Annotated in this window: 10 protein-coding genes; 8 read left to right on the top strand and 2 right to left on the bottom strand. The window is 42.1% G+C overall.

Translation table 11 applies throughout. The features are described 5' to 3' along the window. Both BXY_RS09175 and BXY_RS09170 read right to left on the bottom strand, forming a co-directional pair. Positions 1 to 1,365: beta-galactosidase (locus BXY_RS09175; protein ID WP_208946793.1), on the bottom strand; the 1,365-nt coding region annotated here is incomplete at its 3' end. A 40-nt stretch (positions 1,366 to 1,405) separates the two neighbouring features. Further along, positions 1,406 to 2,398 carry a glycoside hydrolase family 43 protein gene (locus tag BXY_RS09170; RefSeq protein ID WP_008642677.1) on the bottom strand — a complete coding sequence of 331 codons (993 nt, stop codon included), beginning with the start codon at positions 2,396 to 2,398 and terminating at the stop codon, positions 1,406 to 1,408. Between the two features lie 282 nt (positions 2,399 to 2,680). On the opposite strand from BXY_RS09170, the gene BXY_RS09165 reads away from it, so the two are divergent. From BXY_RS09165 to BXY_RS09130, 8 genes are all read left to right on the top strand, one after another. Beyond that, positions 2,681 to 3,778 (top strand): glycoside hydrolase family 43 protein, encoded by a 1,098-nt coding sequence (locus tag BXY_RS09165; RefSeq protein WP_004316154.1) that lies wholly within the window; start codon positions 2,681 to 2,683, stop codon positions 3,776 to 3,778. A gap of 202 nt (positions 3,779 to 3,980) precedes the next feature. Further along, positions 3,981 to 5,156, top strand: coding sequence for a glycerophosphodiester phosphodiesterase family protein (locus BXY_RS09160; protein ID WP_008642680.1), 1,176 nt, complete (start codon positions 3,981 to 3,983; stop codon positions 5,154 to 5,156). Positions 5,157 to 5,186: 30 nt separating this feature from the next. Next, on the top strand, positions 5,187 to 8,183 hold the full coding sequence (locus BXY_RS09155; RefSeq protein WP_004316158.1) for a SusC/RagA family TonB-linked outer membrane protein: 2,997 nt from the start codon (positions 5,187 to 5,189) through the stop codon (positions 8,181 to 8,183). A gap of 12 nt (positions 8,184 to 8,195) precedes the next feature. Next, a complete protein-coding gene (locus tag BXY_RS09150; RefSeq protein ID WP_004316159.1) occupies positions 8,196 to 9,971 on the top strand; it encodes a RagB/SusD family nutrient uptake outer membrane protein in 1,776 nt (591 codons plus the stop codon). Between the two features lie 52 nt (positions 9,972 to 10,023). Further along, positions 10,024 to 11,484, top strand: coding sequence for a right-handed parallel beta-helix repeat-containing protein (locus tag BXY_RS09145; RefSeq protein WP_015531733.1), 1,461 nt, complete (start codon positions 10,024 to 10,026; stop codon positions 11,482 to 11,484). Between the two features lie 22 nt (positions 11,485 to 11,506). Beyond that, complete coding sequence (locus BXY_RS09140) at positions 11,507 to 12,406, top strand: fimbrillin family protein (protein WP_008642684.1); 900 nt, start codon at positions 11,507 to 11,509, stop codon at positions 12,404 to 12,406. 17 nt (positions 12,407 to 12,423) lie between these two features. Further along, positions 12,424 to 14,652 (top strand): fimbrillin family protein, encoded by a 2,229-nt coding sequence (locus BXY_RS09135; RefSeq protein ID WP_015531731.1) that lies wholly within the window; start codon positions 12,424 to 12,426, stop codon positions 14,650 to 14,652. Positions 14,653 to 14,679: 27 nt separating this feature from the next. Then, complete coding sequence (locus tag BXY_RS09130) at positions 14,680 to 15,582, top strand: glycerophosphodiester phosphodiesterase family protein (protein WP_008019709.1); 903 nt, start codon at positions 14,680 to 14,682, stop codon at positions 15,580 to 15,582. The last annotated feature ends 10 nt before the right edge of the window (positions 15,583 to 15,592 follow it).

Here is a 15,592-nt window from a genome sequence, read left to right as displayed (position 1 = left end):
CTGACGCTGGAACTCCATTTCCCAATAGTTGTTCATATCGAAAAGCAGTCCAATGCGTCGGGAAGCCAGCTGTTTGGGCATACGGCTTTTCTTATCGTAGGCGGCACGAAGCTTTTTCATCTCCTGCGTAATACGTACATATTCTTCACCGCCCGGAGAAAGAGTCACCCCATCGGTCATTATCATGCCGTAATGGTATTGCTCACTGCCTTTCAGAGGTTGACGGAAACGGTAATTGCACACAAACTTCCCACCACCTGCAAAAACGTGATACACCCACATACGCACAGCGCCGGGTAAGGGTTGAGGGTTATACACTCCCCAGTTTACTTGACCGGGCTGTAGTTCCATCACTCCGAATGTTTTGCCGACGCGGTTACGAAACTGGTCATTTGAAAATCCGAGATCTTCGGGAATCCCCATCCGGAAACCTTGGCTACCTATTCCCTGATTATGTCCAGTCACCAGATAGCGGGTGTAGGTCAGGAAGTCCGTATGATCGATCCGTACCGGATCAACCGGATTGAAAACAGGAATCAGGTTGGTAGTGATCCATTGGTCTTTGTGGATATGCCGCCGGAGGATGTCTGCCTGCATATTAACAAAGCCCGCCAATTCGTCCGCCATGAAACGGTTCAGGTCGAGCATGGCATGAGGATTGGGCTTTTCAGGTACTTCCTGCTGGTTGGGAAGGCGAATCTGCTCGAAGTTCTGATAGGTTTCACTCCAGAAAGAGGTACCCCAGGTATCATTCAGTTTGTCAATAGTACCGTATTTCTTCTGTAACCAGACACGGAATTTGGCTTGTGCATTTTCACTGTAATCCACTACTCCGTAGTGTCCCGGCTCATTGTCAATCTGCCAGCCGATAACAGCAGGATGATTGCCATAACGCATTGCCAGACAGGAAACAATGTTTTCTACATAACGACGGTATCGGTCGCTACTCCAGGAAGCATGCTGACGTCTCCCATGCTGAATGGAAATGCCATTATCCCGCTGAATCAATATATCGGGGTACTTTTTTGACAGCCAGACGGGAGGTGTGGGAGTAGGAGTACACATAATTACCTTCAGACCATATTTATCTGCTAAAGAGACGGCACGATCCAGCCACTCAAAATCATACTTTCCTTCTTCCGGTTCTATCATGGCCCAGGCAAACTCCGCAAAATGGGTGAACTTGATCCCCATCTCCGACATTTTCTTCAAATCACGTTCCCATTGGGAGGAATCCCATTGCTCGGGGTAATAGTAAGATCCTAGAGCAAACAACTCTTCCGGAGGAAAAGATTTATCGACCGGAGATTGAGCAAAGGATACCAATGAAAACAATAAAGCTAAGACTAATAAGGACTTTTTCATGGATATTATTTTAAGTTTCATCGCTATAATAAATAACTGGTTAGCGCAATGGGCTGGCTTTTATTCCGCCGGAGGTCATTTTTACAGGTTTGATAGTACCGTTTTTATTAAAATACATTCGGTCAATGCAAGTAATGCGGTAGTTCCCATCGGTTTCACCCAAAGGGCGGCGATGATAGACAATATACCATTCATCCTTTCCCGGACCTTTGATAATGGAATGATGTCCGGCACCATTAGCTATTTTAGTGTCCTGCTCCAGAATCTTTCCGACTCTTTTGAACGGACCAAAAGGCGAATCCGCAATGGCATACGCTACACAATAATCGGGGCCTGTCCAGTCGCCTTCTGACCACATGAAATAATATTTGCCATTGTGTTTAAGCATAAAAGGTCCTTCTATATAATTTTCCGGAGTCACTTCTTTATAAGTTGTTCCGTCTTCAAAAGGTACGATACTGATTAGATCAGATCCCATCTTCACCATATTGCAATGTCCCCAACCGCCGTAATACATATAATACTGACCGTCATCGTCCTTGAAAACAAACTGGTCAATAGGTTGCGCTCCGTTCACGATCTTGCCAATCAGCGGCTTTCCGAGCGCATCCTTGAAAGGACCTTCCGGACGATCGGCTACAGCCACACCTATACCTCCCACTTCACTCTCATGATATATGTTGTTTGCTCCAAAATAGAAATAATATTTCCCATTTGCTTCTATCACGGCAGGTGCCCATAAAGCATTCCTTAACCAGCTGATATTTTCGACAGAAAGGACTTTCGGGTGTTTTCTCCAGTGTACCAAATCTGGGGAAGAAAAGGCATCCATGTACAATTGTTGTTCGAAAGGAGCTGAATAAGTCGGATAAATCCAGTATTTATCACCGAAAACGACTCCTTCGGGATCTGCATACCAACCGTCAAAAACCGGATTAGTACTTGTCTGTTTTTTGCCCGTATTTGTTTGAGCAAATAAGGTTACTGAACAGCAACACATAATCATGAAAAAGAATACTATTTTGGAATTCATGTCTATAAATATTAAAGTTATGCCACAAAAATGATGAAAAATCAATGAAATAAAGGTTGATTATTTGCCAATAAATAGCGAGAATCAACCAAATTGCCGGAAAAATAATTATTTCATATATTGCTGCTTGTAAAGGGCTGTTTTGATTTGTTTTTTCACTTTCTTTGTTTGCAGGTTCAACACTTTTGTTATATATTGCCCTCCCATTTTCGTTGTATCTGTCTTGAATTTCTTAATTGGTCATTTAACAGGCTATTATTTATATATATTATAAGTATTACTATGCGAATTTTATTGTATTTTCTCCTTATTCTTTTAGTGGGTTGCTCATCCGGTCAGAATAAAAAAACACATGAGCGGGTAGACCTCGATTCCGTACCTGTTTATACGAATCCGCTTTTGTCAAGAGGAGGAGACCCATGGGCGGTATTCCATAACGGAATATATTATTATACCCAAAGTATGAGCGACCGCATCACTTTATGGGCAACAGATGATATAACCCGGTTGGCGGAAGCATCCCAGAAAGATGTGTGGGTACCTCAAAATTCGTCAAACGCATTTCATCTTTGGGGACCTGAAATACATTACATTAATAATAAATGGTATATTTATTGTTGTGCGGATGATGGAAATATTGATAATCGTCAGATTTATGTGCTTGAGAATGAGTCTGCTGACCCGATGAAAGGGGAATTTGTCATGAAGGGAAGAATATCAACTGATGAAGATAATAATTGGGCAATTCATGCCAGTACTTTTGAACATGGAGGAAAGCGTTATTTAATCTGGTGTGGATGGCAGAAACGTAGAGTTTATCAGGAAAATCAATGTATTTATATTGCCGAAATGGAGAACCCATGGACACTGGCTTCTGACCGTATTTTGATTTCCGAACCAGAATATGAATGGGAATGTCAGTGGATCAGTATAGATGGTAATAAAACTGCCTATCCGATTCGTGTCAATGAAGCACCGCAATTCTTCTATTCTTTGAAGAAAGATAAGTTATTGATTTATTATTCGGCAAGTGGTAATTGGACTCCTTACTACTGTGTAGGACTGCTGACTGCCGATACTGACAGCGATCTGCTGAATCCGGCTTCTTGGAAAAAGGCACCGGAGCCTGTGTTTAAGCAAGCACCGGAAAATCATGTATATGGACCCGGTAGTATCTGTTTTATTCCTTCACCTGACGGTAAGGAATGGTATATGCTTTATCACGCCCGCAAGAGTTTGTATGATATGCTTGTTTTGGATAGCCGGACGCCGCGTATGCAGAAAATAGAGTGGGATAAGGAAGGAATCCCTGTTTTAGGAATTCCGCAGAAAGAAGGATTCCCGCTTCGCAAACCGTCAGGCACTCCTGAACGCAAATGAAAATAGGGGGCGTACTTTTTGCAATACGCCCGTTTTATTCAAAAAGAGCCCGTTTCTTTCTTTTCTTATTCAAATGGTCTTCTTTTTCACGAAAAGAAAAATTCTCATCTTTTATTGAATGTTTTTTTTCCTTTTTTTTAGTGCGTATTACTTATGTTTGCAACGTAATCTATTAAATAAATCAACTAATGTAAAACGCGCAATGAGAAATGAAAATCTATTGTCCTTTCTTCTTATAAAGAGAAGAATTTTAAAATTACTGGCTATAAAATATGCATACAGTTTAATTGTTTTATGCGGAATTAGTTTTATGGCATGTTCAGATGATGATCCCGTAAAAAAGAATCCTTATCTGCAAACGAGCACCCGTGCTATGCTGAAAGAGGTAGTGGAAGTGGTGTTTAACAATATCGATAGTAATACTGACATTACTGTCGACTTTGGTGACGGAACGGTCAAGGAAGGGAAAGCTGCTACGCCTATCACTCATGCTTATACACAAAGTGGTGACTACACGATGTTAGTGACAGCGGGTGAGCGCGTAGTACAGAAAAGGATCCGTATTTACGACCTATTGGCGCTGACAGAAGCCATGAAGCAATTCAGGGATGCAGATAACAAAATGGTATGGGCTATGACGCATCGCTCTCATACAACAGACAAGACTATTCCCGAAAATTCGGTATCTGCTGTAGAAGCTGCCATCAATGCAGGAGCGGATGTGATTGAATGTGACACTCATCTCACAAGCGATGGAGTAGTTATGGTGTGCCATGACCAGACAATCAATGCTACGACTAACGGCACAGGGGATATTACGAAAATGACTTATGCTGAAATTCAGCAATATAATCTGTTGGACCGGAATGGAAGGGTGACCGATGAGAAGATGCCCACATTGGAAGAGTTTCTGAAAGCAGGGCGTGGAAAAATATATTTCAATCTGGATTATTCTCCACGTACAGCCTCTACCCAAGAAGTGATGAATGTTGTCAAGGAACTGGATATGATGGAACAAGTCTTTTTCTATTGTAACAGTAGCCAGAAAGCAGAAGAAGTGTTGTCTATTTCTAAAAAGGCACACGTGTACACATGGGCACAAAGCGCTTACAAACCTCTGGTTGGGCTTCCGGGCAATTACTTCGTGCAATATTCTTATGCTCCCGACGGGCAAAGTACTCCTATAGGAACTGCCGTCAGTGAGGGAATGATTCCTACAGTCAATATGCTTCATGTATTATCCGGATTGATACCTGAATATGATATAAATACGACTTATCTGGATGAGCTTCTTCAGATTTATCCTGAAGTACGTATGATACAGACAGATGCACCGGAAGTATTAATCTCCGCTTTACAAGCAAGAGGATTGCGTTAACTTTATCATCTAACATAAAATCATTTATTTATGAAGAATATTCATTTCAAAACGTGTACCTGTCTGTTAGGTATACTGCTGATACTGTTTTCCGGTATACAGGTAAAGGGAGCTTCTTTGGAAGTTCAGCAGGAAAGTAAGGTGTCAGGTACGGTGACGGACGAAAAGGGCGAACCAGTTATTGGCGCTTCCGTAGTAGTCGTAGAATCGAAGCAGGGTACTATTACAGATATAGACGGTAAATTTCTGGTGAACGTACCTAAGAATGGACACCTGAAAGTGTCTTATATCGGTTATGAAACACAAGAAGTGGCTGTTAAAAACGGCCAGTTATTGAAGATCGTATTGAAAGAAGAATCGACCGCTTTGAATGAAGTGGTAGTGGTGGGTTACGGTACGATGAAACGGAAAGAAATGACTTCGGCTATTTCGCATATAGGTGCGAAAGATCTGAATCAGATATCCAGCCTCGATGCCTCCATGCTTTTGCAGGGGAAAGTTTCCAGCGTTTCGGTTTCTAACACAGCTCTGGCCGATCCGAACAATCAAGGAAGTATTCAGATTCGTGGTGTCTCTTCCCGTAATGCAGGTTTAGGACCGTTAATTGTGGTAGACGGAGTGCCGGGAGGTGATATGACGAATATTAACCCTGCCGATATTGAATCGATTGATGTATTGAAAGACGGTGCTGCTTCTGCGATCTATGGTACGCGGGGTAGTAACGGGGTTATCCTGATTAATCTAAAGAAAGGGACCAAAGATGGACAGGTTCATACAACCTATAGTACTTCCGTTACTTTTAATAAAGCTAAAAAAGAACTCGACATCATGAATGCGGAAGAATACCGTGCTTATCGCACAGTGTCTAATCCGCTTTCCGATATGGGAGCTGATTCAGACTGGTTTGATGCCGTTACTCAATTGGGGGTGACTCACATGCATACATTGACATTTTCCGGCGGTAATGCGAGAACCAACTATCGGGTGACCGCCGACTATCGTAATGCCCGTGGTATTGATTTGCGTTCCGACCGTCGTGAATATGGAGCACGTGCCAATATTAACCATACAACCAAAGACGGGCTATTCACGTTTTCTGCTAATATAACTCCTCGTGTTATCGACCGGAACAAATCAGCCAATGTATATAGCAATGCTATTAAAAACAATCCGACAATGCCTATTTATGATTCGGAATCGGCTAATGGGTACTATCGTTTTCCCAGTGGAACGGAAGGTTCTAATATCGTAGAGCAATTGAATGAAGAAGAGAATGGTACGGAAATTAAGTTGCTGGAATGGAATGCTACGGCTGCCGTTAATCTGCTGCCTCTGTTTAATCCGAAGAATCCGGACATGGTATTGAAGTCGCAGGTCACTATTTCTCAATATCAAGTTGATAAATTTAACGGATGGTTTACACCGTCTACTTATGGTTCTAACGTAAATGATGGTGTCACCGGAAAAGCCAGCCGTGACTTCGACAAAAGTACGACTAACAATCTGGAATGGGTAACAAATTTCTCTACACGTATCAAGAATCATCAGATCCGTGCAATGGTGGGGTATAGCTATAATTATGGTGTAAATTCCGGAATGTCTGCTGAAAACTGGAATTTCTCTTCGGATGGATTGACGTATAATAATCTGGGTTCCGGGCTGGAAGCGGCAAAAGATGGAAAAACAATGATGGGCTCCTATAAGAATGACCATAAGTTAATCAGCTTCTTCGGACGTGTTAATTATGATTGGAAAGAGCGCTACCTGTTTACTTTTTCTTTACGCCACGAAGGGTCTTCCCGCTTTGGCGAGAATCATAAATGGGGCAATTTCCCGGCTGTATCTGTCGGTTGGCGTATCTCGGATGAGAAGTTTATGAAAGGACTTTCATGGATTGATGACTTGAAAGTACGTTATGACTATGGGGTGACAGGTAATCAGGAAATAGGAAATTATAATTCTCTGGCTACTTACCGGGCTTTCGGTTGGTATCAATACAATGGTAACCGTTTTCATGTATGGGGACCGAGCAAAAATACGAACTCGGAATTGCGCTGGGAGAAAGGACATAATCAGAATGTGGGTTTGGACTTCTCACTCTTCTCACACAAAGTGACCGGTTCATTTAACTATTTCCATCGTAAACAAAGTGATTTGCTCGGAGATTATTCTGTACCGGTACCACCTAACTTGTTCTCCACCATCTATACCAATGTAGGTACATTGCGTAATACCGGTTTCGAACTTGATGTTACAGTAAATGCTGTCCGGACAAAGGATTTCACTTATAGTTTCACATTAGTGGGGGCTACTAATAACAATAAGTTTGTCAGTTTTTCCAACGATATATATAAAGGACAAAAATATTACTCTACCTGTAGCATGGCGAATCCGAATAATCCGGGATATTTGCAGCGGATTGAAGAGGGGGAACGTATTGGTAACTACTTTACATATCGTTATGCAGGAGTGGATAAAAAAGGTGACTGGCTGATTTATGATAAAAAGGGGAATGTGATTCCTGTAGCCCAAGGTACGGAAGAGGATAAGTCTGTGACCGGAAACGGTTTGCCGAAATTCACCGGCTCTATGACGCATAACTTCACTTATAAGAACTTTGATTTGTCTGTTGCCCTCCGTGGTGCTGCCGGGTTTGACATATTCAACGTGCATGATTTCTATTTCGGATTGCAGAGCATGACTACCAACCAGTTGACGACCGCTTATTCGAAGAATGCACATATCACGACAGGTAAGAATGTGATTACCGACTACTTCATTGAACCGGGTGATTATCTGAAGATAGACAACGTCACTTTAGGATATACCATGAACCTGAATAAGAAATATATTGAAAAGATACGTTTGTTCGGTACGGCCAACAATCTTTATACGTTTACGAAGTTTACCGGTGTAGATCCTTCTACCTACGAAGTGAACGGACTGACACCGGGTACTTTCGGAGGAGGATATAACTATTATCCGTCTGCTTTTCAGTTTATTTTAGGATTACAAGTAAGTTTCTAATAAAAGACGATTATGAAAATAACAAAATATATCATTGGATTAGGGATAATGGCAGGTACAGTCATTAGTTTGCCATCCTGTACAGATCTGTCGGAAACGGTGTATGATCAGGTCATGTCTCAAAACTATTATAATACCAAACAGGATGTTATCAACGCCGTTTTTCGTCCGTTTGAGCATATCTATGAATCCATTGTCAGACGTCATGAACACGAAGAACTGACAGGGGATCAGTTGATAACGCCTACTCGGGGAACTTGGTGGTATGATGGCGGTAAATGGGAAAAATATCATTATCATCAATACGATGACATTAATCAGGAAGACTGGACAAACGAGTGGGAAGGCATGTATGGCGGTATCGGTCAATGCAATCTGGTGTTGGATGATTTGTCTCAATTGAATCCTTCTAAATTTAATTTAAGTGACAGTGAGTTTGATAGTTTTAAAGCGCAACTACGTTGTATGAGAGCTTACTGTTATCTTCGCCTGCTTAATAGTTACCGTAATTGTATCTTAACTACGACTTCTGACCAAGCGGTCAATGAACAGCCGGAAAACCGGAAGCAGGTATCTCCACAGGTTATGTTTGATTTTATCGAAAGTGAGTTGAGAGATGTCTGTCTGGTAGCTTTACCTTCCAAAATCGGACAATCTGGTAATGGCGGTCAACAAGGACAATTTACTAAAGCGGGGGCTGCTGCATTGCTGGTACGTCTTTATTTAAATGCGGAAAAGTGGATTGGACAGCCTAAATGGCAGGAATGTATTGATATGTGTGAGCGTATTACCGGAGGAGAATTCGGCTATTATGCAATCGCTGATAACTGGTACGAACCTTTTGACTGGAATAATGAAATGTGTAATGAAGTAATCCTCGGTTTTCCCGGTTCTTATGGATTGACTAGCTGGCATCTGAAAAATGATAAGAGAACAGTTTACGGGCGGGCCCTTCCTTATGGTTGTGAGAAATACCTGAAAATTGAAGGAGATGGCAGCCGAAATCCCAAATATGCACTTTCGCCAAGTTATAATAACCAGCAACCACGTGCATTGTTTGATTATGAATTGGGCATGGTTACGCAGAAATTCGCCAAGTATGCGGGCGATAAACGTTATAAACAATATGTAAATACGAGTAATAATACACGGGAAGGTATGTTCTTCATGGAAGGGAAAATAGCTAATTCCAGTATTAGTGGGGGATATGCCAAGAATCCGGATAATCAATATGTCCTTTACCTACTTGATCAAGTGGGACGTTTTGAAGGTAACGCAGAATCCGGTTATATTGCCAACCCGAATTATCAGGAGTCTAAACTGGGAAACGGAGATTTCAACTCGGGGCTTTACTGTGTGAAGTATCCTTTCTATCCGTTTGATGGAGGATATTTTATAGAGTCGGATTATACGGAAATCCGTTTGGCGGAGATTATTTATTCGCAGGCGGAATGCCTTCTTCGTCTCGGACAGGCAGGCGAGGCCGGCAAGCTGTTGAACAGCGTGCGTAAACGCAACTATGAAAACTTTACTGCAGATATCGCTTATCAGCCGGAAGGTAACGTGGTACTTGATCTAAAAGAAATGCTTGATGAATGGGGGCGGGAATTTCTTGCGGAGAGCCGTCGTCGTACGGATTTGATCCGCTTCGGAAGATTTCAGGATGCATGGTGGGACAAGAAACGGGATGCAGATACTCATTATGAATTGTTCCCGTTTTCACAGACCCAATTGGAGCAGAATGAATATCTGAAACAGAATCCCGGTTATCCGGATATTGCCCGTTAAGCGGTGAACTGTAATTATTTCAATTTAGTGTACAAGTTTAAAATGAAGAAAAATGAAAAATAAGTTGCTCACAATATCAAAGATTGGGCTTTTGGCCTTCACTATTTTAGTGAGCCAGGCGTGTCAGGAAGATTATGAGATGGTTGATCCTCCGATGATTACTGATTATGATGATGATCTGGATGAAGAAGTTGTCTTGCAAAAAGGACTGGAAAGTTATTTTGTAACTCAATTCGGTGAAGGGGACATGGATGGTACTTCATGGGATCAGGCAATGGATGTAGCTGGTTTTCGCAAATTATTGAGTGGATCTATCGATCTGTCCAAGAGTACTATTTACATGAGCCAGGGAAAATATGTGATGTCCGAGACCGGAGGACTCGGGGTGATTATCCGCAAAGACATTAAAGCGATCAAAGGAGGATATAGTTTGTTGAGCGAAGGGACAGATCTGACTAATCGTCGTATTGATACGTATAAGACAGTGATCAGCGGAGATGTAAACGGTAATAATCAGGCTGATTCCGGTGATTGCGGACTATTGTTGGTGAAAGGAGGGATTATTGGGATTGAAGGAGTTACTTTTCAATATGGGTACCTTTCTAATAATGATGCCAAGTCTAACGAGTGTGGTAGCGGAATTTATATCAATGGTAACGTCAATAGCACCTCTGTCGAATTAACGGATTGTATTATCAGGGATTGTAAAACGGAAGCTGTCAACGGGCAAGGAGGAGTAGCGGGAGGTACAGCTATTCTTATTGCTTCCGGGAGCTCGAAACTGAACAATGTGAAGTTTCTGGATAATGCGGCGGATAGCCGTGGCGGAGCAATACGGTGTAACAGCAATAAGGCTGTTGTGTTTATGAATAATTGCCTGATAACTGGCAATTCAGTAAGAGAACTTTTTGGGGTCGGTATTCAGATATCATCGGGACATATTTGTATGAATAACACAACCATTGTCGGAAATCCGGGAAAAGGTGCTGCTTTAAACGGGGGAGGTAGTTTCATGCTCGCTAATAGTACGATTGTAGGGCATGATATTGCTCAGGAGTATGGCGCCTTTCGATGTGAAACCTCTATTGATGGTGATACTAAGTTTATTAATAACCTGTTGATTTCCGAGAATTCTACCGCTCCAAGCTTCATTTTGAATGGAGCGAATAAAGAAGCTTACTCCATGGGATATAACTTGTATCAGCGAGTTAATAATTTCACAATGGACGTTTCTGATACTGCTTATCCTACCCTTGTGAATGGCAACCTGACGGAAGAGGGTGTTTATAAGTGGAATATTGACCAGATCGGACAGGTGGGTGGTTATGCTACCAAACAAGCTGTAATCAATGCTGTGAAAAGTTTCAATCCTGCTGCTTCTCCTATGGTTAATTTAGGTGAGGTATTCGTGGAATGGATGGGTGAAGATGCTTTCGGATTGGATCAGCGTGGCGTGACACGCAATCCTGATAAGATGCAAATGGGAGCTTATGATGCTGTATTGTCCAACTGAATCTTTAAAAAGTAATTGTGATATGAAAAACAAATTTTATATAATGACCGCTTTGGTCATTAGTCTGACAGGCTGTTCAAACATTGAAGACGGGACGCAGCCGACCGGCAACTTTCCCGAAGATCATATAATCCGTATTGTGACAGAAGTGAATGCGCCTGTGTCGCGTGCCGGATATGATGCAAGTAATCTGGAGAGTTTTGGACTGATCATTCATAACAGTGAAAACATTGCTTATGATTATAATTCGCAAATGGTAAAATCTAATAATGACTGGAATACGGCGGACGGGCAACAAATGCTTTGGGATAATGCAAGAACTCCGGTAACAGTAGTGGCGTATGCTCCTTACATTTCGGAAGCTAGTTTAGACACTCCGTTAGCTATCAACATACAAAGCAACCAAACTACTGAAGAAAATGTGATTGCTTCTGATTTCCTGTTGACTAAATCAATAGTTGATCCGAAACAGGATCTCACCGCAGATGGTAGATTGAAAGTTACTTTGGATCATGCCATGAGCAAGCTGATTATAAAAGTGACGGTAAATAATGGTATGGAAGATGCGGCGATCAGTAAACTGGGCGATATGGCTGTAAATGGTACAATAGCGGGTGGTATTTGTGATTTGTCAGTGCCGGAACCGGTAGTCATTCCACGGGAAGATGCTGTAGCTACAACTATCGCCCCCTATAAGGGTACGGATGGGTATGAATGCATTCTTCTCCCGCAAACAATAATAGAAGGCTTTTCTGTCAATTTCAGTTATGACGGAAAATTGTATATATGGACTGCCGAAGAGCCCATTGAGTTGCAAAAGGGAGTAGAGCATACGCTGACACTGAATGTAAATGAAACGGCACGGTTGGCTACCATGCAAATGAAATATCGGGCAACCGGTCAGATTATCGATCAGAAATAAAAAGGAGGAGATGAGTTATGAAAATTACTAAACATATATTGGCTGCATGTATATTAACGGGTATGGCAGCTTGTGATACGGATAAAGAGATAGCCGTGTTCAATGAAGACTCCGGTGCAATCAAGATCAATGCTGTTATTGATGCTGCATATACCCGTAGTAATCCTACAGGAACAAATGAACAGCAAATGCAATTTAATAATGGAGACCAGATTCTGTTGAGTTGCGAAGATGGTAGTGTGACTTATATGTTGTCTGGAGGGCAATGGGCTCCTACGGATAACTATTATCTTAGGTGGGGAAATGAACCTGTTACTTATTCTGCCTTTTATCCGGTGACTGAAGGAACAAGCGTAGCCAACTTCTCTCTTCCTATTAATCAGCAGAGTTTGGAAAATCTGGCGAGCGCAGACTACATGACTTGCACAGTAGAAGATGCTATAAATGAGGGATCAGGTGTCCTTCATCTGAATATGAACCGGAGAATGGCGAAAGTTATCATGACATTGGACGATATAGACTCACAAAGTAAAGCTCTAGGAGTTAAAATCGGTTCCTATCAGGGATATACGGACGGAAATGTTTCATCGGGAACTGCACTTGTTTCACCGTATGTCACCATTCCTGAAGGAGGGAAAGCCGGACAAAGCGGATGTAAATATACGGCGATCGTAGCTCCGGGAACTGCAAATCCTAATAGTACTTTCGTTTCTTTAAATTACAAGGGGGAAGATCTGGTATTGCCGGGCATTCCTGCAATAAAGGCCGGATTTTGTTATGAATTTACTTTGAAAGTAGAAGGTTCGGTCATTAGATTGAGTGAACCGATTGTCACTCCATGGGAGACTGGTACAATCAATGGGGGAGATGCAACGGAATTGCAATTGGACGCTTATTATGTGAAAGAGCATGCTACAGGGAATGCTACCGGTATGGATTGGGATAATGCAATGGGAGTAGACGGGTTACGCAATCTATTGAGAACTAACACTAACAGTGCGATCACGACTGCGAATGCTAAGAAATTGGATGGTAAGAATATCTATGTGGCAGGCGGTACCTATTTGATAGCAGATCAGGAAGCCGGTCTGAAAATAGAGTATAGCGGATATAGTAAACAAGTCGAAATAAAGGTTGTGTGTGGATATGATCCTCAAAGTACCCGGAAGGATTTAAGCAAGCGTGATCCTGTCCGGTATCTGACTACTTTCACAGGAGATGCAAATAATAACGGCATTGCGGATGCGGGTGATTATTCCTTGTTTACATTAGGAAACCAGATAGATATTACATTTGAAGGTTGTACGTTCTCTTGCGGTTATCATCCCAATGAGAAAATAAATGGCTATAGTGGTGGATTCCTGATTGCGAATGGTAGCAGTGGCAATGCAACATTACAGTTGAATCATTGTATCATTGAAAAGTGCTATAATGCGGGAGTAAATGGTTCAGGTGAGGCTGGTGGTTCCGGTATATTCATGTATAAGGGGACAGCCAAACTAAATCATGTGCAGTTGAGAAACAACAAGGCATCTTCGCGTGGAGGCGCAATTCGTGTCAATGACAGTGGGAGTATTCTTTTTATGAATAATTGCTCCATTACAGGCAATGAAGGCGGACAGTTCGGTTATGCTATTCAAATGTCAAACGGTCATTTATGTATGAATAATACAACTGTTACCAATAATAGTGGTAGAGATGGAACCATTAACGGCGCGGGGAGTATGTTGATTGTAAACTCTACCATTATCGAGGATGGTGCTCAAAATAGCGGGGCTGTTATTCGTTGTGAATCCTGGCCGGCCCGGCAATCATTCTTGATGAATAATATCATCCTGAATAAAAATGCAGCTAATCCGGTTGTTGAAATGTCCGGTGATGATACTCGCCATTTGACATCCAAAGGGTATAATCTGATGGGCGGTACGATCATGCCTGCATCAACCAACAAGTTTACAACATCAGAGTTTGATAAGTATAACAGTACGATTAGCTCTTTAAATGTCGTATGGGATGCCAATCGTTCTGTCTATACTTGGGACGGGAATGTGAATGAGTTTACCCGGACTGCTGCCGACGCTGTTAAGAATGCGATCACAACCGGCTTTAAACCGGATAGTTGTCCTTTCCAGAATTTAGGTGAGGAGTTTGGAAAATGGTTGGATGAGATGGATGCTTTTTCCACTGACCAGTTGGGGAATCCGCGTGATAAAAATGCGATGTGGCCGGGAGCTTATCAAGAATAATGATACAATTTATTTAAACGAATGACAATGAAAAACTACAAACTGATATGGTTAGGGATATTCTGTTGTTTGCAACCTCTTATATTGTTTGCGCAACGGGGAGAAATGATCCGTAAGGCATTTTTAGATCCGAAGTCCGATCAGGTGTTAGTCGTGGCACACCGGGGGAACTGGCGGAGTGCACCGGAAAATTCCGTAGCGGCAATTGATAGTGCCATACAAATGGGAGTGGATATTGTGGAGATTGATATTCACAAGACTAAAGACGGACAATTAATATTGATGCACGATGACCGTGTAGACCGGACAACCAATGGTAAAGGATTGATTAAGGATTATACATTGGCAGAAATCAAGAAGTTGAAACTGAAAGATAAGGATGGAAATCTGACAGAACATATTGTTCCAACATTGGAAGAGGCATTGTTGGCAGGCAAAGGTCAGATTATGTTTAACTTGGATAAGGCGTATTCTGTGTTTGACGAGGTATACGCTGTGCTCGAGAAAACCGGAACTGCCAGTTTGGTGATAATGAAAGGAGGCCAGCCGGTGGAAACTGTCAAAAGTGAGTTTGGAGATTATCTGGATAAAGTGATTTACATACCGGTGATAGGACTTGACGGAAAGGATGGCGAAAAGAAGGTCAGGGACTATATGACACAGCTGCATCCTGCTGCCTTCGAATTGGTTTATTCGGATTCTTCCAGTCCTTTGCCTCGAAAAGTGAAATCGATTATTCTGGGAAAGAGTCGGATTTGGTACAATACGTTGTGGGCTTCTCTTGCGGGAGGGCATGAAGACGATCAGGCTTTAAAAGATCCGGATGGAAACTATGGATATCTGATTGAAGAGCTGGGGGCACGGATTCTCCAGACTGATCGTCCGGGGTTCATGCTGGATTATTTGAGAAAAAAGGGATTACACGATTAATTGTCTGAAG

The sequence above is a fragment of the Bacteroides xylanisolvens XB1A genome (assembly GCF_000210075.1).
GTDB classification, from domain to species: domain Bacteria; phylum Bacteroidota; class Bacteroidia; order Bacteroidales; family Bacteroidaceae; genus Bacteroides; species Bacteroides xylanisolvens.
The sequence above is the reverse complement of the archived record's forward strand: the minus strand, read 5'-3'. Positions and strand labels throughout refer to the sequence as shown.